General features: G+C 43.7%; 18 protein-coding genes. 11 read left to right on the top strand and 7 right to left on the bottom strand.

Translation table 11 applies throughout. The features are described from left to right. Positions 1 to 61: 61 nt before the first annotated feature. Together ACYRY3_RS32700 and ACYRY3_RS32695 are read right to left on the bottom strand one after the other, a co-directional pair. On the bottom strand, positions 62 to 1,300 hold the full coding sequence (locus ACYRY3_RS32700) for an HD domain-containing phosphohydrolase (protein WP_460205831.1): 1,239 nt from the start codon (positions 1,298 to 1,300) through the stop codon (positions 62 to 64). A gap of 566 nt (positions 1,301 to 1,866) precedes the next feature. Further along, positions 1,867 to 2,778: a tRNA (5-methylaminomethyl-2-thiouridine)(34)-methyltransferase MnmD gene (locus tag ACYRY3_RS32695; protein WP_460205830.1), complete on the bottom strand. Its 912-nt coding sequence runs from the start codon at positions 2,776 to 2,778 to the stop codon at positions 1,867 to 1,869. Between the two features lie 92 nt (positions 2,779 to 2,870). Between ACYRY3_RS32695 and ACYRY3_RS32690 the strand changes: the two genes are divergently transcribed. Then, positions 2,871 to 3,734, top strand: coding sequence for a sulfurtransferase (locus ACYRY3_RS32690; protein WP_460205829.1), 864 nt, complete (start codon positions 2,871 to 2,873; stop codon positions 3,732 to 3,734). A gap of 39 nt (positions 3,735 to 3,773) precedes the next feature. Here the strand turns inward: ACYRY3_RS32690 and ACYRY3_RS32685 are convergent, their stop codons facing one another. Beyond that, on the bottom strand, positions 3,774 to 5,348 hold the full coding sequence (locus ACYRY3_RS32685; protein ID WP_460205828.1) for a hypothetical protein: 1,575 nt from the start codon (positions 5,346 to 5,348) through the stop codon (positions 3,774 to 3,776). Positions 5,349 to 5,697: 349 nt separating this feature from the next. Here ACYRY3_RS32685 and ACYRY3_RS32680 point away from each other — a divergent pair, with 349 nt between their 5' ends. Beyond that, positions 5,698 to 7,530 carry a FecR domain-containing protein gene (locus ACYRY3_RS32680; RefSeq protein WP_460205827.1) on the top strand — a complete coding sequence of 611 codons (1,833 nt, stop codon included), beginning with the start codon at positions 5,698 to 5,700 and terminating at the stop codon, positions 7,528 to 7,530. Between the two features lie 94 nt (positions 7,531 to 7,624). Here the strand turns inward: ACYRY3_RS32680 and ACYRY3_RS32675 are convergent, their stop codons facing one another. Then, on the bottom strand, positions 7,625 to 7,747 hold the full coding sequence (locus ACYRY3_RS32675; RefSeq protein WP_460205826.1) for a hypothetical protein: 123 nt from the start codon (positions 7,745 to 7,747) through the stop codon (positions 7,625 to 7,627). 242 nt (positions 7,748 to 7,989) lie between these two features. Beyond that, on the bottom strand, positions 7,990 to 10,368 hold the full coding sequence (locus ACYRY3_RS32670) for a CHASE2 domain-containing protein (RefSeq protein WP_460205825.1): 2,379 nt from the start codon (positions 10,366 to 10,368) through the stop codon (positions 7,990 to 7,992). A gap of 445 nt (positions 10,369 to 10,813) precedes the next feature. Here ACYRY3_RS32670 and ACYRY3_RS32665 point away from each other — a divergent pair, with 445 nt between their 5' ends. The 3 genes from ACYRY3_RS32665 (at position 10,814) to ACYRY3_RS32655 (ending at position 13,073) form a co-directional block, all read left to right on the top strand. After that, positions 10,814 to 10,948: a hypothetical protein gene (locus ACYRY3_RS32665; RefSeq protein ID WP_460205824.1), complete on the top strand. Its 135-nt coding sequence runs from the start codon at positions 10,814 to 10,816 to the stop codon at positions 10,946 to 10,948. A gap of 486 nt (positions 10,949 to 11,434) precedes the next feature. Continuing rightward, on the top strand, positions 11,435 to 11,935 hold the full coding sequence (locus tag ACYRY3_RS32660) for a phytanoyl-CoA dioxygenase family protein (protein WP_460205823.1): 501 nt from the start codon (positions 11,435 to 11,437) through the stop codon (positions 11,933 to 11,935). 82 nt (positions 11,936 to 12,017) lie between these two features. Beyond that, positions 12,018 to 13,073: a glycoside hydrolase family 43 protein gene (locus ACYRY3_RS32655; protein ID WP_460205822.1), complete on the top strand. Its 1,056-nt coding sequence runs from the start codon at positions 12,018 to 12,020 to the stop codon at positions 13,071 to 13,073. Between the two features lie 301 nt (positions 13,074 to 13,374). On the opposite strand, the gene ACYRY3_RS32650 is transcribed toward ACYRY3_RS32655, so the two are convergent. Beyond that, the gene (locus tag ACYRY3_RS32650; protein WP_460205821.1) at positions 13,375 to 15,372 is read right to left on the bottom strand and encodes an amylo-alpha-1,6-glucosidase; all 1,998 of its coding nucleotides are present in this window, start codon (positions 15,370 to 15,372) and stop codon (positions 13,375 to 13,377) included. A 777-nt stretch (positions 15,373 to 16,149) separates the two neighbouring features. Here ACYRY3_RS32650 and ACYRY3_RS32645 point away from each other — a divergent pair. From ACYRY3_RS32645 to rppB, 3 genes are read left to right on the top strand one after another with little or no spacing between them, the layout of a single operon-like run. Further along, complete coding sequence (locus tag ACYRY3_RS32645; protein ID WP_460205820.1) at positions 16,150 to 16,677, top strand: hypothetical protein; 528 nt, start codon at positions 16,150 to 16,152, stop codon at positions 16,675 to 16,677. 27 nt (positions 16,678 to 16,704) lie between these two features. Next, positions 16,705 to 17,409, top strand: a complete 705-nt coding sequence (rppA, locus tag ACYRY3_RS32640; RefSeq protein ID WP_460205819.1) for a two-component system response regulator RppA — start codon at positions 16,705 to 16,707, stop codon at positions 17,407 to 17,409. Next, positions 17,396 to 18,697 carry a two-component system sensor histidine kinase RppB gene (gene rppB / locus ACYRY3_RS32635; RefSeq protein ID WP_460205973.1) on the top strand — a complete coding sequence of 434 codons (1,302 nt, stop codon included), beginning with the start codon at positions 17,396 to 17,398 and terminating at the stop codon, positions 18,695 to 18,697. Before rppA ends, rppB begins: the two co-directional genes overlap by 14 nt. Positions 18,698 to 18,748: 51 nt before the next feature. Here the strand turns inward: rppB and ACYRY3_RS32630 are convergent, their stop codons facing one another. After that, positions 18,749 to 19,054 (bottom strand): hypothetical protein, encoded by a 306-nt coding sequence (locus tag ACYRY3_RS32630; RefSeq protein ID WP_460205818.1) that lies wholly within the window; start codon positions 19,052 to 19,054, stop codon positions 18,749 to 18,751. A 766-nt stretch (positions 19,055 to 19,820) separates the two neighbouring features. Here ACYRY3_RS32630 and ACYRY3_RS32625 point away from each other — a divergent pair. From ACYRY3_RS32625 to ACYRY3_RS32615, 3 genes are all read left to right on the top strand, one after another. After that, on the top strand, positions 19,821 to 20,930 hold the full coding sequence (locus ACYRY3_RS32625; RefSeq protein WP_460205817.1) for a M12 family metallopeptidase: 1,110 nt from the start codon (positions 19,821 to 19,823) through the stop codon (positions 20,928 to 20,930). A gap of 258 nt (positions 20,931 to 21,188) precedes the next feature. After that, positions 21,189 to 21,323, top strand: a complete 135-nt coding sequence (locus ACYRY3_RS32620) for a hypothetical protein (RefSeq protein WP_460205816.1) — start codon at positions 21,189 to 21,191, stop codon at positions 21,321 to 21,323. Positions 21,324 to 21,376: 53 nt separating this feature from the next. Next, positions 21,377 to 22,471, top strand: coding sequence for a glycoside hydrolase family 3 N-terminal domain-containing protein (locus ACYRY3_RS32615; protein ID WP_460205815.1), 1,095 nt, complete (start codon positions 21,377 to 21,379; stop codon positions 22,469 to 22,471). The last annotated feature ends 148 nt before the right edge of the window (positions 22,472 to 22,619 follow it).

The raw sequence follows: 22,619 nt of genomic DNA, 5'->3' as shown, positions 1-22,619 counted from the left end.
AGATGTTCAACCGCTCAATTGATACCAGAACAGCTCATAACACTGGGAAAATCTTCATGCCTCAGGGCAGGCAATTATTACAGGAAGCCATCACAAACTCTTCAAACTGCTTTACCAGCTCGGGATTGCGCCAACCCTTTGACGTTTCTTCTGCCATCACTTTCAGAGCTTCTTGTGGAGTAAATGCTTTTTTATAGGGTCTTTCGGTAGTTAAAGCATCAAAAATATCAATTATTTGAAATACTTGCGCTATGTAGGGAATTTCATTACCTACAAGTCCATCAGGATAGCCCGATCCATCCCAACGTTCGTGGTGGTGACGGATAATGGGAATCACACCCCGCATACTGCGTAGTGGCTGGCAAATTTTTTCTCCCATTAACACGTGCTGTTTCATAATATCCCATTCTTGAGCAGTCAGTGTGCCTTGTTTAAGCAGCACAGCATCGGGAATCCCTACCTTGCCTATGTCATGAAGATAACCGCCCCACATTAAATCCCGGATTTGATTGCGTGTTAAATTCAGATATTCACCAAAAGCTTTTCCCAATTTCATCAATCGCTCGCAGTGGTCTCCCGTGTTAAAGTCGCGGCTTTCGATAGCTCTAGCAATCGAAAACAGAACTTGTTCGGCATGGTCTAAGTCCTCATTCAAACGTTTTTGTCGCACTAAAGACTTGACACGGGCTGCTAACTCTAAGCGATCGAAGGGTTTGGTGAGGAAATCATCTGCCCCTACTTCAATTCCCCGAATGCGCGATCTTCTGTCATTTAAAGCCGTAATAAAAATTACTGGAATCAGCCTAGTATTCTCTTCCTGCTTGAGCAACTGGCAAACTTCAAATCCATCCATTCCTGGCATCATTACGTCTAGGAGAATGAGATCTGGTTGTTTTTGCTTTACCAATTCTATGGCAGCAGAACCGCTATCAGCTTCTATGACTTCGTAGCCTTCCATTGCCAAAAGAGCCACAGCAGTCATCCGACTAGCTGCATGATCGTCAACAACTAAAACTCTTGACACGTCCGAGTCAGAGCCATTCACTGTCCAACCTTTGGTTTCTACCGTTTCAGATATGAATAAATCGTATATGGAATTAACACGAGGGCTTACCCAACAAGGAGAAGCTTCCGGCTCTTGAAATGCCATTTCTTTAGATGAACCCAGTGAGCAATCATCTGTATTTTGCCATGCTGGTGTATGATTTATAACTATGGCAGTATCAACTTGATTTAGGATGTTCGACCCATCAACAATTTCTTGGTTGTTGCCTGTAAAGTTGGATTTCCATTGAACCACAAGGGTACTCCAATTTAAAAACTCGTAACAGTGATATTTATTAAAAACAAGTTTGGTACTTGAATGTACTCCGAGTTGTTTTTAGTTGGGCACTTACATGATAGCAAAACCGTTTTTTGTTATGTAACATACTTTTTCAAGTTTTTTTAATGCTAGAAACAATCTCACACTATTTATTCCTATATTTCCAGTATGAGCAATTCTTGCTTGTGTTCAATCGGGTTTTTACGGAGATTTATTAACACGGTATTTTAAGAAACCATCATCTTGATTTCATCCTATCAAAGTTAGGTAGTTGTCGTTTAAATTTTTAATGAAAAACTCATAATACTGGTATTTTTACTGCCGAATGAACGGTAATTATTAAATTACAATTACTTTTTACTACTAAACATCCCTGGAGTAATACCAAAAACCCGGTGCCTTTATCGGTTTGCAGTCTTAGATACATCTGTAGGTCAATGAAAAATTAGTCTCTTCAGACACCAAAACCAACTTTTTATGCCCAATAAGCAATCTATGTACTAGCCGACCTACTTCATTGAAAGAGATTGCCATAAAAAATTCTACACTATTTCTAATTGACTTCTAGATATCCACCGTTTTCGCCACACAGAGGTAGGTTCTAGAGAAGAAGCTTGTTGCTCTTGTTGTCGTCGTCTCAAAATTATCTCAGCAGAATCGTTCAATTGCGGATCGCGATAAGGAATTGCAGCACGAGTTAATAAATGTTCTTTCTCAGCTTGAGACAGTGGGTGGGAGTAGAAGTTTATCTCCCCATCCTCCTCTCGTCTTGCATGGGTTGCAACAGTACCGGGCGCACGCCTTCCTATAGGTGCTGTAGAACCAATTTGTAACCCAGCGCTTAAGAATGCAGTACGTACAGCAGCAGCGCAAGAATAAGTAGCTAATAAACCATTTAAATCAAGGCACAAGGCAAGTTGTTGGATAAATTCAATAGTCCACAACTGAGGGCAATGAGGAGGGGAAAATGGATCGAGGAAAATGGCATCAGCCTTAAAGTTGGATTTATGCACTAACTGAATTGTGCTTCTGGCATCCCCGACTAATAGATTTGCCTGAATGCGGTCTTGAAGAACTTGATGCTCAAAAGCTAACTGAGCCAGAATTTGGCTGTATTTATAATCCCAACTATTGTATAACTGATGGGTAATAGCTGCTTGCGATACGGCAGGATTTAGTTCTAGACCAATGACCTCTACATAACAGTTAGGGTTGACTTCCCAAATGGTTTGTAAAGCGGCTGCTGTGTTGTATCCTAGCCCATAGCAAACATCTAATAACCGCAATTTTGATTTTTTGGCAGCAGTAGCAAGTCGAGTGGGAACCGAATACTTGAAAAAACTCTCCTGGCGTGCTCCATAATGACTGTGAAACAATTCGCCAAACTCCTTTGAAAAGAAGGTGAACGAACCATCTGCTGTAGACTCTGGTATAAAATTGTCTAAGTTTGACATAGTTACAGGAATTGGTTAGTGGTTAGTAGTTAGTGGTGAGTTGTTCCACTAACTACTAACCACCAACTGCTAACAATTTCTAGCTGACGTTTATGACCAACACTGCTTTCGTTGTTTCTTGTGAATGGCTGTTTGAACATCTAAACGATCCGCAGGTCGTTATAGTAGATTGTCGCTTTTCTCTTGCAGATCCACAATTGGGACGACGACAGTACAAACAGTGTCACATAAATGGGTCGTACTACTTAGACCTAAATAAAGACCTTTCGAGTCCTGTTGGAGAACATGGCGGTAGACATCCTTTACCAAATCCCCATGAACTAGCTCAAAAGTTGTCAAACATAGGGGTACATTTTCAAAAAACTCTTGTCGTTGCTTACGATGATTCTCGTCTTGCTTTTGCATCTCGTTTATGGTGGCTGCTGCGTTACCTCGGACATGAGAAAGTGGCAGTACTAGATGGGGGCTTTGCTGCATGGCAAAAAGCTGGTTACCCTGTTACAGATGTTATGCCAGAAACTCGGATACCTACAGCAGCTGCTTCAACGGTGGAAAATAACTCGGCAGACAGCCTCATTTTTGTCCCTCATGTACAAACCAATATGGTAGTGGATATTACCACCTTAAAAAATTGCAAAGACTCACAAGAAGTTGTATTAGTTGATTCACGAGAACAGGAACGCTACTTAGGCGTCAAAGAACCTATTGATAAGATTGCCGGTCATATTCCTGGTGCAGTAAATTATCCCTGGCAAGATGTGACAGATGCTACAGGACATATGTTGTCCTTAGAAGAGCAATGCCGTCGTTGGTCTAATCTTGACAAAGCCAAAGAAATTTTTGTCTATTGTGGTTCTGGCGTAACTGCTTGCGTAAATTTACTATCTCTGGAATTAGCAGGCTTTCACACAGGCAAACTTTATGCAGGTAGCTGGAGTGATTGGATTAGTTATTAGTTAGTGGTTAATGGGAAAACTACTAATTATTCACCAACTTTAAAATCGACCTAATTCTAAATTGTAATTAACAGTGAAAAACCAACCATCAAAATCGATGTTCCGCTCTGTAGAATTACCTATGGTTACACCACCTTGTAAACTTAGATTGGTATAGTTGGAGAGCCCATAAGTTAAATGACCATATATTCTATGATATTGGTCGTCTCTTTCACGGCGGATAAAGTCTGCCAAACTAAACTGGTAGTTAAGACCTACTTGAAGACTTCTCGTCCAGTAGTAGTTTAAAGAAACCCATAAGGAATTAGTGATGCGATCGCGATTATCTTGATTACTAGGAGGGTTAGTAAAACTAGCTCGTAATTCGTAAAAGCTATCTAGCATTAATTTTGGAGTGAGGGGATCGCGCCTTCCAAAGGATAGTTGGATGGAATTTTCGTTAAGGAAGCGCTCTCCAGCGCTATAGAAGCTACCATTTCTAGCATAGAAAAACTGTTGATTGCTCCAACCGATTTCTCCATACATTCGGGGTGATAGCTGTTGGTAAACACCAACGTTAAATCTGATTTGGTTATAATTATATTTAGCTTGGTCTATATAACGGATTATACTACCATCAATAGATCCATTTAAGTAAGTTTTAGCTCCAAGGCGTAAAGGTGCAGAAGCTAGGGACAATCCCGTATAAAATAAGCCATCTTGTCTTGGCTCAAACTCTGAGGAAAAAATATTACTGGTATGAAAGTAGCCCACACGAGCTAATAAAAAACCTACTGGTTTGGGCTGAATCACAGGTTGCGGTGGAACTGGGGGTGGTATTTGTTCCAACGGTTTTTCTCGAACCAAAAGTCTTCCCAATTCTCCATAGCTACTTGTTTCAGTATTGGATTGTTGATTTTTTTGGAGCCTTTGCTGCAATCTCTCCAATCTGCGTGCACGTTCTATTTCAGGCGTTTGCAGTCGCTGTTCTATCTGTGGCGAGGTAGATGGGTTGGTGAAATTTTCTGGTTGTCCTTCTAACTGTGGTGGTTCAGTCTGTGGAGAGGTAGATGGTAGATTTTCAGGAGGTAATGATTCTTGAATAGGTTGGCTATCAACTGGTACTGGTGGTGGCGCTGGCATCCCTGGTGGCGGTGGCGCTGGCATCCCTGGTGGTGGTGGCGCTGGCATCCCTGGTGGTGGTGGCGCTGGCATCCCTGGTGGTGGTGGCGCTGGCATCCCTGGTGGTGGCTGTTCTGGAAGCTGCTGGTTTGTATCTAACTGTGCTTGTAAATTGCATTTCCCAAATTCGCTGCACTTGCCAACCGAGGTTTCAGAACTTTTGAAGCTTGAGGAAACAACCTCTTCCTGCAAATATTTTGCTTCAAGTTCTTTCCCAAAAATTTCTCTGAGCAATTTTTTATGGGTTTGAGCTTTCTTGCTTTTGTCTTGCCCCCAATTAGTTAACCGTACAACTCTCAAAGATGGTATCTTTGATACTGGCTGATTTTTTTCATCCCTAGAATCAGGATTTGCAGCCCACGCCGCATCTACTTTGTTGATGCAACACCAAGTTGCACTACTAGAGGCTAATAGAATCCATAAGAACAAGTTTTTCCAGCCCTTGGGTTGCATGCGTAACTCTGATTTTTGGCAAATGTAGACCTGAGATTGCTGCTTAAAGTTTCGCAGAGGCTTTGCGTCTCGGGGAAACTTTAGTGTTGATAAATCCTATGGTTACTTATTTTGTTAATTGGAAATTATGAATTATACAATATAGTGTGTAAAAACTTAGTTTTCCTTAAAAGAAACTTAATATTTGACAAGAGTATATTTACTGACTTTAGAAAATATGGATTATTCATCTAACTTAAGCAGATCCACGTAAAAAGTATTGCTATAACAGATAACAGAATTACCCCCTTCTCATTACAATTTCATTCTTACTGGTTTGGTTCAGTAAAATTATCCGAGGCTCCAAACGATGTTTCGCAAGTTTTTTCTACTACTGGTGATTAGTCTACTGGAAGTTGTTGTGCTACCTCTACCAAATCGGGCAAGCGCTTCGACTCCTTTGACTCGGGCTATCATTCACGAACTCCGTAACTTAGTACAACTCATGCCTCAAGATAAACCGAGGCGTCAGGCACGAAAATCTGATGCAATGATTCCTGGGGATGGGTTGTCTACGGGAAGAGCCTCTTTGGCAGACTTGCGTTTCAACGACGGTTCTTTAGCTCGGATAGGAGAACAAGCAGTATTTCGCTTCCTACCAAAAACACGTAATTTTAACCTGTCTAATGGTACTGTACTGCTGCTGATACCACCAGGAAGAGGGCAAACACGTATAAACACTCCAAATGCTGCTGCTGCAATTCGTGGTTCAGCATTATTCGTGCGTTACGACCCGCAAACAGATACCACCATTGTGGGAGCACTAACAACTAGTGGTATCAAAGTCCTTAACAAAAATGCTTCTCAAAGTCAGGATATCCAAGCCGGACAATTGATGGTTATTGTTAAGGGAAAATTTCAGGGTTTATACGATTTTGATTTAAGAACTTTTTATGAAACCAGCGATTTAGTTCGTGGGCTGGATCTGCCTCTAAGAAATAGCGTACCTAGCTCAGATCCTGCGATCGCTAGCGTTCAAGCTGAAACTGCTGCGGCGCTTGCAGCACAGCAACCCATTACTGGTCAGGGAGTTGTAGAAAATCCTCCTTTCCTGAGGTCAACCACTGCTTCCCAAAATTCTCCCAATAACATTAGTAGAGATAATGCTCCTGTAGGTACGTTTTTGGAAACAGGGCAAGTTTTATCAGATAATGGTGAGCAATCTAATGGTGGAGGTAGGAAACCAACAACCTCAGAACCTGACAATCCACCCAGCAATCCACCTAGCAATCCACCTAGCAATCCACCCAGCAATCCAAACAACCCTGCCACTCCCGGTAATCCAGACACCCCCAACAATCCAAGTAATCCAAACACCCCCAACAATCCAAGCAATCCAAGCAATCCAAGCAATCCAAGTAATCCAAACACCCCCAACAATCCAAGCAATCCAAGCAATCCAAACACCCCCAACAATCCAAGCAATCCAAACACCCCCAACAATCCAAGCAATCCAAACACCCCCAACAATCCTAGTGGACCGACCACGACACCAACAAACCCAACTGGACCAAGTGCGACACAGCCACAGCCGGCAACACCGTCATCACCACCCCCAGTTTCAACGGCACCAGAACCAGCGCCTGCGCCAGCGCCTGCGCCTGCACCAGCGCCTGCACCAGCACCTGCACCTGCACCTGCACCAGAACCAGCGCCTGCACCTGCACCCGCGCCTGCACCTGTACCTGCAACACCATCGGCTCCTGCACCAGCGCCTGCACCCGCACCAGCGCCTGCACCAGCGCCCGCGCCTGCACCTGCACCCGCGCCTGCACCCGCGCCAGAACCCGCACCTGCACCCGCGCCTGCACCTGCACCCGCGCCAGAACCCGCACCTGCACCCGCGCCTGCACCTGTACCCGCGCCAGCACCCGCACCCGCGCCTGCACCAGCGCCAGCGCCAGCACCCGCACCTGCACCAGCGCCTGCACCTGCACCCGCGCCAGCGCCAGCGCCAGCGCCCGCACCTGCTGTACCTTCTGCAACGGCACCAATGCCCGCACCTGGAACGCCAACAGTTGCACCGCAACCACCAGCGCAACCACCATCTACAGTGCAGCCAACTTATCCAGCACCAACTCTAACACCACCAACAGCACCATCCGATAGACCACAGCAAACTTCATTGAGGCCAAGTACTTAACAACTTAACAGCTAAAAAAGATCGGGCATGGAGCTTTGTCAAAAGTTACCTAGAAATTGCGGGAACATAGAAGCCCCGAAATATGAGCCTCAATTCATTTAATTTCTTGAGGCTCATATGTTATTGATATCGGGGAGGAAACGCGATCCGTGCGAACGGCAGTCGCTACAACTGGTGGTAACCACAAGCTAGCGCTGCCTGATTTATTCGCTGTCATTCTTGGTTTTCGGCAGCCGCTTGATATAGTCTCGCAAAACCTCGGCAGGGGATATTTGCTTTGATTCCGCATAGCACTTGAGCTTCACAAACTCTTCATCTGACAACCTTAAATTAAAAACGTTAGTCCTTGCCATTGTAGTAGAAATAAACTACGATAATTCTATGCCGAAAGTCCTCTCTCAGTATTGACTCTTCAGGGCTCCTACAAAGCCCTGCCCTAAAGGGCTGGGGTTCGTTTACTCAATCCTTGATTACCTTTACAGTTGACTGTGAACTTTCGTCAGATATTCCTGACCAAGGCGTGGTAGGAGTGTCGGAATCTTCCAAATAAAGAGTATCTGCTGATGATAGTTCCTCATATGGCAAAGTTTGTTTCTTCTCAGTTATGACTACCTCGTCTAAAGCCTTAAGGACTTCAGAGGCAGATTGATAGCGTTGTTGAAAATCTTCGCGCACCATTTTGCTGAGAATATCTGCTAAAGAGGGGCTGACTTGTGCCTTGTCAACCCATTTTAGTTCTCCATTAGCATCTCTATCTATTTCATGAGGAGCCATGCCGGTTAGAGCTTTGATACCAATCATGCCTACTGCGTAAATATCACTGCTGTACTGGGGACGCCCATAGCACTGTTCGCTTGGTGCATAACCCCTCGTACCAATACCGATAGTAAAGGCTGTTTGTTCTGAACCATCAAGCAGTTGTGTGGTTACTTCTTTGACAGCTCCGAAATCAATGAGTACTAGTTTGGCATCGGAATCTCGCCGCATGATATTACTGGGTTTAATATCCCGATGAATCACATTATTTTTGTGGACAAATGCCAATGTTTGCAGTAGATCCCGCAAAATATCAATAACAGCAATTTCATGAAGAGGTCTGCCTGCGGACAATTCTTGACTGAGGGCATGACCTACTATGTACTCTTGAATCAAATAAAATTCCTCTTCCTCTTCAAAATAGGCTAAAAGCTGAGGTATTTGATTGTGATTACCCAGCTTTTGAAGGGTTTGGGCTTCTGAATTAAATAAACGTCTGGCAACTGCTAACTGTTCTGGTTTACTGTTAGCTGGTTTTAGTTGCTTAACAACACATTGCGGGTTACCTGGAAGTTTAATATCTTGTGCGACATAGGTTTCACTAAATCCACCTGCACCTAAAACTTTGACAATTTTGTAGCGCCCATCAAGAATTTTTCCTGATATTGCCATCTCCCTCTGCTGGAGCAAATCTTTTAAGTCATCTTGTTGACTGAGGATTTCTTGAACCACTCGGTGAGAGGAATATTTCCGAAAAATATCGAGCAATTGGCTTTTTCTAATGATTTCCCTAGCAACTTCAGTTCCTAAGTAGCAAAACCCAATACTAATCATTCCTACTATAGGGACAGCAGCAGGTAAAATCAACAGCCCGTAAACAAAACTTACATAAGCAATTCCTCCCCAAGTTATGGCAAGAGCAACACTGAAAAAAAATCTAGTTATGCCCCGCTTCCTTAAGATAATTACCGTCGCGCATCCACCTAACAAACAAAGCACAAATAGACCTCGTCCCTGTGGATTTGAGATGGCTTCCACGAGCGCTTTATTTTCCATCAGAGTTGCGATCGCGTTTGCGTGAATTTCCACACCTGCCATTTTTTCATCTTGCAGCAAACTTGTAGAAACAGCTACTGAGTGATAATCATTTGCCAATTGGGCTGTTGCTCCAATCAGGACAATTTTGTCCTCAAAAAATTTCCCTTGCTGTAAATAACTGTTCCAGCTTTTTGGATCGAGGACATACCAAAAGGGAATTTGCTGAAATGTTCCTCCAGAACCGTAGAAATATATGCGCGAGCCTTTTGGTTGCTGGTAATCTACTTGGGCTGTTCTCAGAACCGCTTCATCAAAGGAAAGAACTTTTTCTGTTAAACTGTCATCTTTCGCTAACAACTTGGAAAACTCGCTAGCCAATTTGTAAACCTTACCGTTTATTTCTACTGGAAAATTAACCGAACCAATTGATACAGATCCCACTTGAAACATCTGTTGAGGTTGTGTCAATTGCATGAAACTGCCTTGATGGGTATCATAATTTTCATAAAGGGCAGCTAAAGTCACTTTACTTCCATAAAGTTGCAGTGACTGTTGCAATGCTTTATCGTCATCCTCTCCATAAGAGCTTGGAGTATCAAAAACTACATCCACCGCAACAGCGCGTGCGCCTGCGTTTACTAACTTTTCAATGACCTGAGCGTATGCGGTGCGTTTAAACGGATAAGATCTCAGCGGTTCAAAATAGGCAAATTCTTGCGGATTAGTTTTATAGTACTGTGTGCCAGTAGATATGGACTGTTCATCAATCGCTAAAATCACGATGTTTTTTGGAGGAATCAGGGGTCCTCTTAGTAGATAAAACAGGCTTTGTGCCTGGTTTTCCATAAACTGAGCCAAATTTGAATTTAAAGCTGAAAGTAGCGCTGCGCTGACAACTGAAGTACTAGCAAGCGCATGACCCAAACGGGCTAACAGCTTTGACCGACGTGCAGCCACCGTTGAGGTTGGTTTTGTGAAGTGGCTTGACGGTCGATTGGCAGCAGAGACATATTGTTTGGTTGTTGGTTGAGGTTCTTCTGCCATATTGCAATGCTGGTTAATTTACACGTAACGCTCTTATCCGCCTTTATCTATTTAGACACTCCCTAAGTGTAATCGATCGCAATTAGACTTAAGTCGGCTATCTCCAGACACCTGAAAACGCTTTGGGAATGTTTAAAAGCAGCAATATTTAAATCCTCATTAATATCAGCATCAGAGAAATTTATACATTTGTGAACTATTTTGGATTTTTTTACCAAAATTATGTAAGCAGATCTGTTGCCTTTCTCGGCGGCTTTTGCGCCGTAGATGCACCGAGGAGGCTACTCTTGGGAGCTAAGAACAGCCTATAGTTATTATTAAGCTACTGTACCCGGAAGAACACTTTGCTGTAAATAAAAAAAAGCTTTGCAAGTGTTTTTTTGAGTTTGTCGTGTCATAGAACCCCGTAGACGCTCGGAGGGCATTCTAATAAAGATAGAGTACGGTGGAACATGGGTTGGCTGCAACTCAAATGCTGTTTGACCCCAAGCCCAATCAGTTTATACTCATTTGTCATGCAGCAGTTGTCAGCGCTCCTCTTATCTTAATTTCTATGACACCAGCGATAAATGGGCTCTAACACTATATTACTACCTCAGCCTATCTCATACCTCTTTAGGAGTAAACTTGACAGGTAGAGAGCGAAGAATGCTGCTATACAGTCAATTTTATTGGTAAATTTTAGATTGCGGGTACTCCCAAGCTGCACTTGTGTAAAAAGGTGAGTCCCTGCACCACTAGAGAGTATACCAACTCCAATGTTCAGCAAATTTTCTGATATACGAGAGGTTAGATCAAGGCTACATATGACAATATAATTTATAGATATTAGCAAAATTACTATTTTATAATTGCTATAATCTATTGTTCAATCTAAATTCTTTTATATTATTAGGTGTAACAGTTATTTCGAGAGCGTCAGAATCAGCCTGGTGGGCTGGCTCCTCGTGAAATTGCCCGCTATTATCTGACATTCCCTTGGGTTGCTCCATTTGCTAATACGTCAGTTTTCGCCAATCCGACTATCCTGGGTATCCTCGATCGCGTGTTTTTCCAAGAATACGTAATGGTTCAGTTAGGAGCTGATATCCCGGTGCAAGGCTCAGATTATCAAGAAATTCACCGGGATTTTCGTCCCCTATTCTCAGACCAAATAGTCACACCACTCTACGCGTTGGCAGTTAACTTTCCTTTGGTTGAAGTCACGGAAGAGAATGGCCCATTCCAGATGGCACGTGGGACTCACCTTTTATCGCGTGAGGAGGGGCTGGCAAAGATTGCAAGTGGCGAAATCCCGATGGAATCTTTTTATATGCAGCCCGGTGATGTGACAATCCGCTCTCCCCTCGCGCTGCACCGAGGTTCACCAAACAGAACTTCTCAGCCAAGACCAATGGTAGTTATGGGCTACGTTATGCATTGGTTGCACACAGTAAAAGTGGATTTGACTGTTCCGCGAGACTACTATGAGAGCCAGCCAGAGAAGGTAAGGCAGTTGTTGCGATGTCAGGTGGTGGAGCAATTGCCAAAGGAAAAAGTTGAAACTTATGTAAATTTTAAGTACTAAAAAACTGACACATAGATAGAGGTTTCAGGAAGAAAAACAGAGGAAGATTTGTTATCTTCCAGTTGCATTCCTTACGGACACGATGTCTCATACAGAGCCAACACCTGAAACCCTCACTCAGACAGGTACTTATACTAATCCAGTCTACAAAGGCTATTTCGCCGATCCTTTTGTTTGGAAGTACCAGAACGTATACTATGCGATCGGAACTGGTGCAGCAGAGGCGCAAGGACAGATAGACGAAATTGCAGATGCGATAAGCACTGACTCCACTAGCAACTTGCGCGTCTTTCCTCTGTTACGCTCTTTCGATTTCCTAAACTGGTATTTTGTTGGTAACGCCCTGCATCGTCCAGATCCATCTCTGGGTGACAACTTTTGGGCACCTGAAGTTGCTTACTGCGACGGCAAGTTCTACCTTTACTACTCCGTGGGACACGAGGACAAGAATCATCAGTTGCGCGTTGCTACCAGCGATTCTCCCTTAGGTCCCTATGAGGATGTTGGAGAGCCCTTAGTAGATCCCAAGTCTTGTCCGTTCGCCATTGACCCGCACCCCTTCTGTGACGACGATGGACAGTGGTATTTGTTTTACGCCCGTGATTTTCTCGATACTGAGGGTGGCGTGCGTGCTGGGACTGCGCTGTTTGTAGATCGACTCGAAAGCATGACAAAGCTCTCGGGCTTTGGAACAACCGTCTTGCGTGCGCGTTGCGATTGGCAGAGGTTTTTAGCCGACCGTTTAATGTACGGTGAAATTTTTGATTGGCATACTTTGGAAGGTCCGTCTGTTCGCAAACACGAAGGTCGGTACTACTGTTTTTATAGCGGTGGACGTTGGGAAACAAAAAACTACGGTGTGGATTATGGAGTTGCCGACAATGTGATGGGACCTTACTCTGATGCGGGTAACGAAACTGGACCACGGGTGCTGCGATCGCACCCCGGTCGTGTTCTCGGTCCCGGACACAACTCAATTGTTCCAGGTCCCGACCAAGAAACTGAGTACATTGTCTATCATGCTTGGGGAATTGACATGGCTGCGCGGCAGATGTGTATAGACAAGCTCATCTGGACTCCAGATGGACCACGTTCTAACGGTCCTACTTGGACGCCGCAAACCATCAAAGAAGGATGAAGGATGAAGGATAAAGGATGAAATGTTTTGAAAATAGGACCGCACTGCCAAAAAGCAGTGCGGCAAGGTTTAGATATAAAGAGTTTAGAGTTAGTTGGTTTAGATATAACTAGCTAAGGAATGGTACTGTATTGTCGGTTAGGTACTTTCACCTGTCCCTAGCACTTCAGATTGTTGCCTGATTGCCAGTCCACCTTTCTACATGGACATACTAATCTACAAAGTCAAATTGTGGCATTCCGGATTTTACTGAAATATTTTTTTTCCTAATGACAGGGCGAAATCCCGTATTACGCAAATGCTACTTGTTGGCTGCTGCTTCCTCTGTCGCAAACCAAGCACGCAACACCTCAGCCACTGTCCAAGCTTGGGCAATACAGCCCCGTGGAGTCATGGGGGTATCGCCATCAAAAATTTCACTAAGATTGCCAACACCATGAGTTTGAAGATGATTTGCCATTGGTTCTAAAAACTGGCGGGCTTGAGTGGGATTTTTGTAAACGCGCAAATGAGCTAAAACAAAAGGACCAATTAACCATCCCCAGGTTGTTCCTTGGTGGTAAGCGCCATCTCGTTGAATACGATCGCCACGGTAGTGTCCTTGGTAATGAGGATGGTCAGGGCTGAGGGAACGCAACCCGTGAGAAGTCAACAACTTTCTGCCGCAGGTATCGACAACACTTTTTTGTTGTTCGGGTTTGAGTGGGCTGTCAGGCAATGAGACAGCAAAAATTTGGTTGGGACGTAAGGAAGGGTCGTCTCCTTCTGGACCATCTACAACGTCGTAACAGTACCCTGTCTCCTCATTCCAAAATCTGGTAAAACTGGCTAAGCTGCGATCTGCCATCGCCTCATATCCCTGATGTGGTTTATCAAGGTGGCGAGCAAACTGTGCCATCGTTTGCAAAGCATTATACCACAAAGCGTTGACTTCAATTGGTTTGCCAATACGTGGTGTTACTACCCAGTCATCGACTTTAGCATCCATCCAAGTTAATTGTGAGCCAACTTCACCTGCATAAAGCAACCCATCGGTAACATCAAGATGAATATTGTATCGAGTCCCCTGAGTGTGCCAATCGATAATATCAGCTAAAACGGGAAAGAGTTCTTGGAGTAAATCATTGTCCTCTGTCGCACGGTAGTAGCTGCGGATGGCTTCAAAGTACCACAGTGTAGCATCAACTGTATTATATTCCGGGGCTTCCCCAGCATCGGGGAACCGATTGGGTAACATTCCCTTGTCCACATATTTGGCAAAGGTGCGGAGAATAGAACGAGCAACTTCTGGTCGTCCGGTTCCAATGGTCAAACCAGGTAGACCAATCATTGTGTCCCGTCCCCAATCGCCAAACCAGTGATAACCTGCGATAATCGTTTTTCCATTAGGCTCCTCTGGTAAATGGCGAGTCACAATAAATTGGTCGGCGGCTAGGACTAAATGATTGATCCAGGCTGGGGTTTCTCTCGCATTGATTGGTCGATTGGCTTTCCAAAGGCTGATTAACTTCTGTTCTTGGCTACGCCGTAACTTTAATGCGGCTTCACCGTCTAATTCTGGTTGCTCCTCAATACTGGCAACAAAGGTCAGCGATTCACCGGGGTTTAGGGTCGCTTCAAAGGTAGCAACTTGCAGGTGATCTTCGCGATCGCTCAACCCCCGATAACGCTCTACTGCTAAGTCAAAGCCACGTACCCAATTGTGACACGGTGAGACTTGAGCATTTTTACACAATAGATACAACGGTACAGCATTTGGAGTGGCGATCGCACAAATGCCCCCCTCAATTTGTTCTATACCCATTTGCCAGCCGTTGCTTTGGGTGTCGCTGTGATAGTCGCGATAATTCACCATTACCTTAAGGGCAAGCTTTAGGGGTTGAGTCCCACGACGCAACGTATATTGAACGTAGGTTGTATTTGCTCCTTGCTGCATCCAGACTCGTTTTTCTAATGAAGCATCGGCGCAGGCAAAACGCCATGTGGGGATCGTGCCTTCCAAAGAAAAACGTTCAATGTGTAGATAGCCATCAGGGCTGATAGTACCATCTGCCCAACGATTGGTATATAGGGGATAAAATTGCTCCCCATAGAAAGCGGTGTCATCCAGTTTACTGAGCATCAAGGTTCGACCCAGTGGCGGATTGAGGGATGCAACGAGTAAACCGTGGTAGCGGCGGGTCAGCAACCCAGCCACAGTGCCAGAAGCATAACCGCCTATGCCGTTGGTTACCAACCATTCTCTGGATTCTGCAATGTTGAGACTTCCGCAGATTTCTCGCCCAAATTCAATACACATAGATTAATACGTTCCGTGGGGATTGCTGAACTATCAATTTTTTATGCTACACAAAACACACTCTCTAAAATCGCCTACAACAGCCTTGAAATTATTTAGGCTTATGATTCAGTAGTTTGACCGGGTAGGTGACTCAATCCCTTATTCTATCGTGACCGCCGTACCCAAAATAATCCCTTCTTATGAATCGTTCTGTCGGGCTAACACGCAAAATCCCCATTTCAGCCGTCAATCATAAGTTTGGCTACTCAAAAGCGTTTTACTCCCTTCCCGCTAGAAGATTACCGAAAATGTATTACAAAGTATACAAAAACGTGACAAAAAGAAGCTCTCATTTCTACTATTAATTAAAACGCGATGAATGTGTAGTAGTTGATAAATTTCTTGAGAAAGAGCTACTATTAGAGTCTGAAACGACAAAAGTTGGTTTGACAAATGATTGCCAAGTTATACAATTAAGTCAAGAACAATCTTCCAAAAAAATGTTTGATATCATTGGTAATTTGTTGGGTTTCATTCTTCAACCCAACCTACGTTCATCCTTTATCCTTCATACTTTAAATGTTGGGTAGAGTTCCTCAAACGCCACTTGCTTCAATGGGGGGAACTCCCACAACACAGTTGCTCCCCAACCTACGAGACATATTTCATCGAAATTTCATTTTTATTTGCAAAACTAAATAAGGCGATCGCTGAGAGTTTACTGCAAAAAGATATCAACTTTACATTATTTCACATATTTTTATTAGCTTGACTAAATAGGAAAGGAAACATCTTATGAAATCATTAAAATCCAGCTTGATTGCTTTAGGCGCTATAGGAACGCTTTTCTTAGGGGCTTGTAGTAACAATAATCCAGTAGCCACTTCAAACAGCAGTCAATCAACATCTTCTACAGAACAAAGTCAGTCTAACTTCACGGCAAACACTCAGCCTTCAGTTCCACCAGCTTCACCGGAGGCTGCTAAAAAAACAGAGGGGCAACACGGTGAATCTCATGGAGGGACTATTGTGGAAACAGGAGCTTATCATATGGAGTTTGTTCCTGTAAAAGAAGCTAGTGGAACTCATTTAGATTTTTATCTGCAAAAAGGAGAGAATCACGCAGCAATTTCTAATGCTAAAGTGTCAGCTTTAGTTCAGTTACCTGATGGAACCCAGAAAACAATTCCCCTTACCTATGATGCTAGTGGGAAACACTACAAGGGTACGCTTTCTGAAAAAGCCATCGGTCAATATCAGGTCAGAGTGACTTCTGATATCAATGGGAACAAGGTAGACGGACGTTTTAATTTTAATCGGTAAAATGTTAGTGGTTAGTGGTTAGTGGTTATGAGAATTTTACTAGTAGAAGATGAACCAGATTTAGGTGCTGCTATTAAGCTAGTTCTAAACCAAGAAAAATATGTTGTTGACTGGGTTATGAATGGTTCTGAGGCATGGGATTACCTCGACCAAGAGTGGACGCAGTATACTCTGGCTATTTTTGACTGGTTGCTTCCTGGATTGTCGGGTTTGGAGTTGTGTCAAAGGTTGCGGGCTAAAAAGAATTCTTTACCTGTGTTGATGCTGACTGCTAAAGACCGAATGGAGGATAAAGTCGCCGGTTTGGATGCGGGTGCAGATGATTATTTGGTAAAACCGTTTGGGATGGCGGAATTGTTGGCGAGATTGCGTGCTTTGCAGCGACGATATCCTCAGTTTCAACCCCAACAACTGCAAGTTGCTAACCTAATTTTAGATTACGGAAACCACACGGTTTACCGTTTTGAAGCGGATGGTAACAAAAAAGAAATTCTTCTTACAAATAAGGAATTTCAACTCTTAGAATATTTGATGAAGCATCCCAATCAAATTGTCACTAGTGACCAGATTCGCAATCAACTTTGGGAGGTGAGTGCGGATACGATGAGTAATGTTGTGGCGGCCCAAATACGCCTGCTAAGACGACAATTAGCACAAGTCGATAGCGCCCATCTCATTGAGACAGTTCATGGTAAAGGTTATCGTCTCAATACTGCTGATGAACCAGCATAAGCTTTTTTCTCAAACTCGTTTACGACTGGCTAGCTGGTATGCTCTTGTCATGGGCTTCATACTTGGCTTGTGTGGTTTGGGGGTCTATGAAGCGATCGTTCATGCTCACTGGCAAACTTTGGATAGGGAATTGGAAGCGGTTGCTGGAACCTTACACGACAGCATTGAAAATGAATTGAAGCAACCCGAACGTTTAGAACCATCTGCTAAGAACCTCCTACCAGCACGAGAACCGAAACGTCATATTCTGGGAGCAATTCACCAAGGCAATTACTATGTCCGGTTGTTGGATCGTTCTGGAGGGGTTATCGCTACAGCTGGTTTTGAGCCAAAGGGTTTACCCGTAACACCAGGTAATATCACTTGGCGCAATTTTGAGGATACTAGAGGAAATCGCTATCACCAAATTTCTCTGGTGTTGCACACCCGAAATCATGAGCTTTGGGGATATATGCAGATGGGGCGAAGTCTGCAAGATGTGGATAGTTATCTGGCTAATGTGAGATTAATTTTGTTGTTAGGATTGCCACTGGCTATGATTTTGGTTGGGGGGGCAAGTTGGTGGTTGTCTGGATTGGCAATGTTACCTATATACAAATCCTATCGGCAGATAGAACAATTTACAGCCGATGCGGCACACGAGTTGCGAACCCCTCTAGCTGCAACCCAAGCAACGGTGGAATCTGCTCTTTTAATAAGGGATTTGAATGAAAAAGAAGCAAGAGATATATTAGCTACCATATACCGTCAAAATCAACGCCTGATAACTTTAGTTGCTGACTTACTACTCCTTGCTCGTATGGATAGACAAGCCGCACCGATACAACGCAATTGTTGTTGCTTAAATGATATTGTCAGCGATTTGGTTGAGGAATTGACAGCATTGGCAATGAATGCCCGAGTAGAGTTGAAATCTGAGATACACGCAAAGCAACCCTTACAAGTTGTGGGCGATGAAGACCAAATTTATCGTTTGATTTCTAATTTGATTGTGAATGGCATTCAATACACGATGCCGGATGGTGAAGTCACAGTTATCTTAAACAGCGAAAACTACTATGCCGTGATTCAAGTTCAAGATACTGGCATAGGCATTCCATCCCAGGAACAAAAGCGGATTTTTGACAGATTTTATCGTGTGAATAGCGATCGCTCTCGCAGCACTGGTGGTTCTGGATTGGGTTTGGCGATCGCGCTGGCAATTGTTAAAGCACACCAGGGTCACTTGATTGTGCAAAGTGAGTTGGGTAAAGGTAGCACTTTTACTGTTCAATTACCTTTAATGTAAAGACGCTTCAAATAGCGCATCTCTACACGCATGGAATTGTTACGAATAGGCTTATTGGCTTAAAAGATGCTCCCTTTCCTCTACCAATAATGTATCTAGCGCCAATTCGCATGCCACTTCTTCAGGATAGGTGAGCCAGAAGTGTTGCCATCCACCAGTAGTCGAGAAAACCCACTTCCCGTCTTGTTTATTTTCCAAGTCTCTGACAGCAGCACCCATCATCTTCTGAAACTGCGGGTATTGCTTGCATTGCTGCACCGACAGGACAGCATAGTCATCAAATTCCTTCGGATTGTGATTGAATGCCATCACTATACCTTGATAGCGAAAAAAAGTTATTTGTTCGGGTATGCTCATCTGTCCCTTCTCCTTTGTCAGGTAAACATATAATCGTCAAAACTGCCGAGTCTTGCTGCACTCAAGTAAAATACCCCTTGGTTGACCCCAAGGGGAGATTAATATAGTTATTAGAAATAGAGGGTTAGAGATACGCTTAAAAACAAACCTTGTTCTCGAGGAACCTAGTCTTTAATTTAGCTAGTAAAAATGAAGAACTTGTGGGGATGGAAAATTTAGTAGTTTTTTCACTGCTAATTCATCTTCGATATACCATGTCCGACGCGGGAAAAACGACAATATCATCGAAAGTTGCCTCACCTTCTGCACCAACACCGAACTTTACAAACACATTCACACAAAAGCCTTGCGCCTTTTTTATTCAAAAAAATTTACAAACTTCTTACTAATTTATCGCATATCATATGTATTATTAAGATAAAATTTCTAATTGAGCCTAAATATGCACCTTAACATCAGTTAAAATCTTTGATTTTAAGCAATACATACACCTAATTAAGTTTTGGCACAAACAATAGACAAAGAAACTTGAGCGCGAACAGAGCGTCAGATAAAACCTGAAGCTGGAGTGCGGGCGACAAGGGAAGGAACTAGAGCCGTTGCCGCAGGGAATATTAATCCTTAATAGCGCTTTCATTTATGCTCAATAACAAATTTGCCGTTGGGTCAAAACACGAATTGTGCAATTGCTTCAAGATAGGGAAACTGTAGTACCTACACAGCAATAACAGATATTGTAGAGAATTTCTTAGGAATCGAACTTATCATGACTTTACAAAAGACAAACATAACCGAGCTAGAACAAGGTTCAGAAGATACACATACAGTTTCAGAAAACTCGAAAAACCTATATTGCGCGTTACGCGATCTGCCCGAACGGGTTTTTACATCAGATATTAACCCCAATCGTGCTAATCTGATACTTCTGTTCGGCAAAAAATGGGTTAACGGAACAGTTTTGCATTATCATTTCTTGGAGCAGTGGGCGACGACTGAACAGGAAAAAGATATAGTTAGAGCTGGATTTGAAAGGTGGAAAAATGTTGGTATTGGGCTTACTTTCAAGGAAGTTAATTCACCCGACCAGGCAGAGATTCGTATTGGGTTTGAGCGGGGTGATGGGGCTTGGTCTTACATAGGAAGAGACATCATCGACCTTGGCCTAGGACGTGATGAGCGCACTATGAATTTTGGTTGGGACTTAACTAAAAATCCGCGTGAAATAGATACTGCCATTCATGAAATTGGGCATACGTTGGGTTTCCCTCACGAACACCAAAACCCTAATGCAGGAATTGTTTGGGATGAAGAGGCCGTATACGCTGAACTTGCCAAACCACCTAACCGTTGGCCTCGTCCAACAACTTACAATAACATAATTCGTAAAATTAACCCAGATACAGTCCAAGGGTCGAACTGGGACCCCGACTCAGTCATGCATTATCCATTCGAGCCCGGTTTAATCAAAGAGCCAGCTAAGTACAGAAATGGCTTAAATCCTGCTGGCGGGCTATCTGAACGGGATAAGACTTGGGTCAAAACATTCTACCCACCTCTAAGTGATAGTGATTACGTACAACTCAAACCATTTGAGTCTATCAAGTTAATACTGGCACCGGGCGAGCAGAAAAATTTTATTATCCAACCAGATTCTACACGGTACTATGAAATCCGCACTTTTGGCACTTCAGATACTGTCATGGTTCTCTTTGAAGACAATAACGGCGAACTGAGTTACCTGACAGGTGACGACGACAGCGGTGAAGACCGCAACGCTTACATCCGGATCAAATTAATGACTGGTCGCAAATACATCTTGCGTATTCGCCTCTACTACGCTAGCAGTATTGGAGAAACAGCAGTAATGATGTGGTAGTGGTGTTCAGATTATCGATGTAGAAGGTGATTGGTGTTTTAGCCACAAAAACCTTGTACAAAACTAGGGGTATTTAGCGGCGATTTGCTGAAGCCAGTAGCGAAGCTATCTCAACTCCTATGGTTCGAACTCGCCTAAGCCCAAAAGGGTAACGAGGTATGTATGACAAACACCAAATCATTGAGGAGCCGTGTGCATCGAAAGATTCATGCACGGTTTTGTAGGCGAGGCAGAGTTGAGAAACTCTGAGGGAAAAGAATGCAACTTTTCCCGCCCTTAGCTAACCAAAAGCAAAACCAAGTAGGCGATGAAGTTCTAGAAACTCCATCCGCCGGGAGCGGTGGAGTAGTTCATATTGTACCTACCAAGCAAAAGGCAGGGCATCGCTCTTGATGATGGGAAATCCGAGGAGCAATGCCCGAAACTATACTACTGTAGGAGAGTAAATGGCTGTATCACAAGAACTCCAGCGTTTTGGAAATCATCTGATTGTTGGTATTTCCGGAACTACACTCAATGATGAAGACAAGCGCGTACTGAGTGAATTCAAACCAATTGGGATTGTTTTTTTCCAAAAGAACTTTCGTTTTGATGCTCCTTATGAGGTTTGGGTGCAAAGCTTTAGCGAGTTGATCGACCAAGTCAAACAGTACACCGAACGTGACTCAATGTTTCTCACTCTCGATCATGAAGGTGGTCGCGTCCATCGCACACCGCCACCAATAACTCGGTTCCCCCATGCCTTGCTCTACAAATCTAAATCCCGTGAGGTTGCTGCCGCTACAGGGTTAGAACTCAAGTCTCTGGGTATTAATGTATCTTGGGCACCCGTAGCTGATATTTTTTCCAATCCCAAAAATCCCGTTATTGGTCCCCGTGCCTTTGGAGACACTCCCCAAACTGCTGCCCAAAGTGCTGTGGAGTATTACCTTGGGCTTAAGGACTCAGGAATTATTGGGTGTGCCAAACATTTCCCCGGACATGGAGATACCAATACTGATTCTCACTTAGAATTGCCCGCACTGAATCTATCTGTGGATGAACTGCGTAATCGAGAACTGATACCCTTCAAAGCCCTGATTGTTGAGCAAGTCCCCATGATTATGACTGCTCATATCTTGTTTTCCAAAATAGATCCTGATGTCCCTGCGACGCTATCAGCACCTATCTTGGGTACCATCCTTCGAGAGGAACTTGGTTTTGGGGGAGTTGTCGTGTCTGACGATTTGGATATGAAAGCTGTCTCTGATATGTACACTCACACCGATACAATAGCAAAAACTTTCCATGCAGGTTGCGATCTGTTTATTGTATCTCGCAACCTACCCGCGTCATCTTCTGAAAAAACTAACAGGATTGCTCAAGATTTTTCAAATTCACTTCTTGATGGTAGTCTCTCTGAATCATTAGTCGAAGCATCTCGGGTACGAGTTGAAAAGCTACTTGCTGAAACTCCTCAATACAAACCTTATTGTCTCAATCAGGAGACTCTTTTGCAACACGCCCAACTCGCGATCGCCTGTTCGTTGCAATCAGTATAGATAGCAAAGTATAAAAACCTCCTAAAATTTCTTGTGGTGCGGACGAGGACGCCCGCCACTTATTTAAGACGGGCGAGGACGCCCGCTACTACTCATATAAGACGGGCGAGGATGCCCGTCCCACATTCCGGGGTAGTTTACTTCTTGA

Source organism: Scytonema sp. NUACC21 (genome assembly GCF_054684315.1).
This window is presented reverse-complemented; position numbering and strand designations above follow the sequence as displayed.

Bases quoted from the DNA above. Each gene is read 5' to 3' on its own strand.
- ACYRY3_RS32675 (WP_460205826.1), bottom strand. From the start codon at position 7,747: ATGACAGCGAATAAATCAGGCAGCGCTAGCTTGTGGTTACCACCAGTT.
- ACYRY3_RS32615 (WP_460205815.1), top strand. From the start codon at position 21,377: ATGGCTGTATCACAAGAACTCCAGCGTTTTGGAAATCATCTGATTGTT.
- ACYRY3_RS32680 (WP_460205827.1), top strand. From the start codon at position 5,698: ATGTTTCGCAAGTTTTTTCTACTACTGGTGATTAGTCTACTGGAAGTT.
- ACYRY3_RS32660 (WP_460205823.1), top strand. From the start codon at position 11,435: ATGGTTCAGTTAGGAGCTGATATCCCGGTGCAAGGCTCAGATTATCAA.
- ACYRY3_RS32695 (WP_460205830.1), bottom strand. From the start codon at position 2,778: ATGTCAAACTTAGACAATTTTATACCAGAGTCTACAGCAGATGGTTCG.
- ACYRY3_RS32670 (WP_460205825.1), bottom strand. From the start codon at position 10,368: ATGGCAGAAGAACCTCAACCAACAACCAAACAATATGTCTCTGCTGCC.
- ACYRY3_RS32625 (WP_460205817.1), top strand. From the start codon at position 19,821: ATGACTTTACAAAAGACAAACATAACCGAGCTAGAACAAGGTTCAGAA.
- ACYRY3_RS32655 (WP_460205822.1), top strand. From the start codon at position 12,018: ATGTCTCATACAGAGCCAACACCTGAAACCCTCACTCAGACAGGTACT.
- rppA (WP_460205819.1), top strand. From the start codon at position 16,705: ATGAGAATTTTACTAGTAGAAGATGAACCAGATTTAGGTGCTGCTATT.
- ACYRY3_RS32685 (WP_460205828.1), bottom strand. From the start codon at position 5,348: ATGCAACCCAAGGGCTGGAAAAACTTGTTCTTATGGATTCTATTAGCC.
- ACYRY3_RS32645 (WP_460205820.1), top strand. From the start codon at position 16,150: ATGAAATCATTAAAATCCAGCTTGATTGCTTTAGGCGCTATAGGAACG.
- ACYRY3_RS32620 (WP_460205816.1), top strand. From the start codon at position 21,189: ATGCAACTTTTCCCGCCCTTAGCTAACCAAAAGCAAAACCAAGTAGGC.
- ACYRY3_RS32690 (WP_460205829.1), top strand. From the start codon at position 2,871: ATGACCAACACTGCTTTCGTTGTTTCTTGTGAATGGCTGTTTGAACAT.
- ACYRY3_RS32630 (WP_460205818.1), bottom strand. From the start codon at position 19,054: ATGAGCATACCCGAACAAATAACTTTTTTTCGCTATCAAGGTATAGTG.
- rppB (WP_460205973.1), top strand. From the start codon at position 17,396: ATGAACCAGCATAAGCTTTTTTCTCAAACTCGTTTACGACTGGCTAGC.
- ACYRY3_RS32650 (WP_460205821.1), bottom strand. From the start codon at position 15,372: ATGTGTATTGAATTTGGGCGAGAAATCTGCGGAAGTCTCAACATTGCA.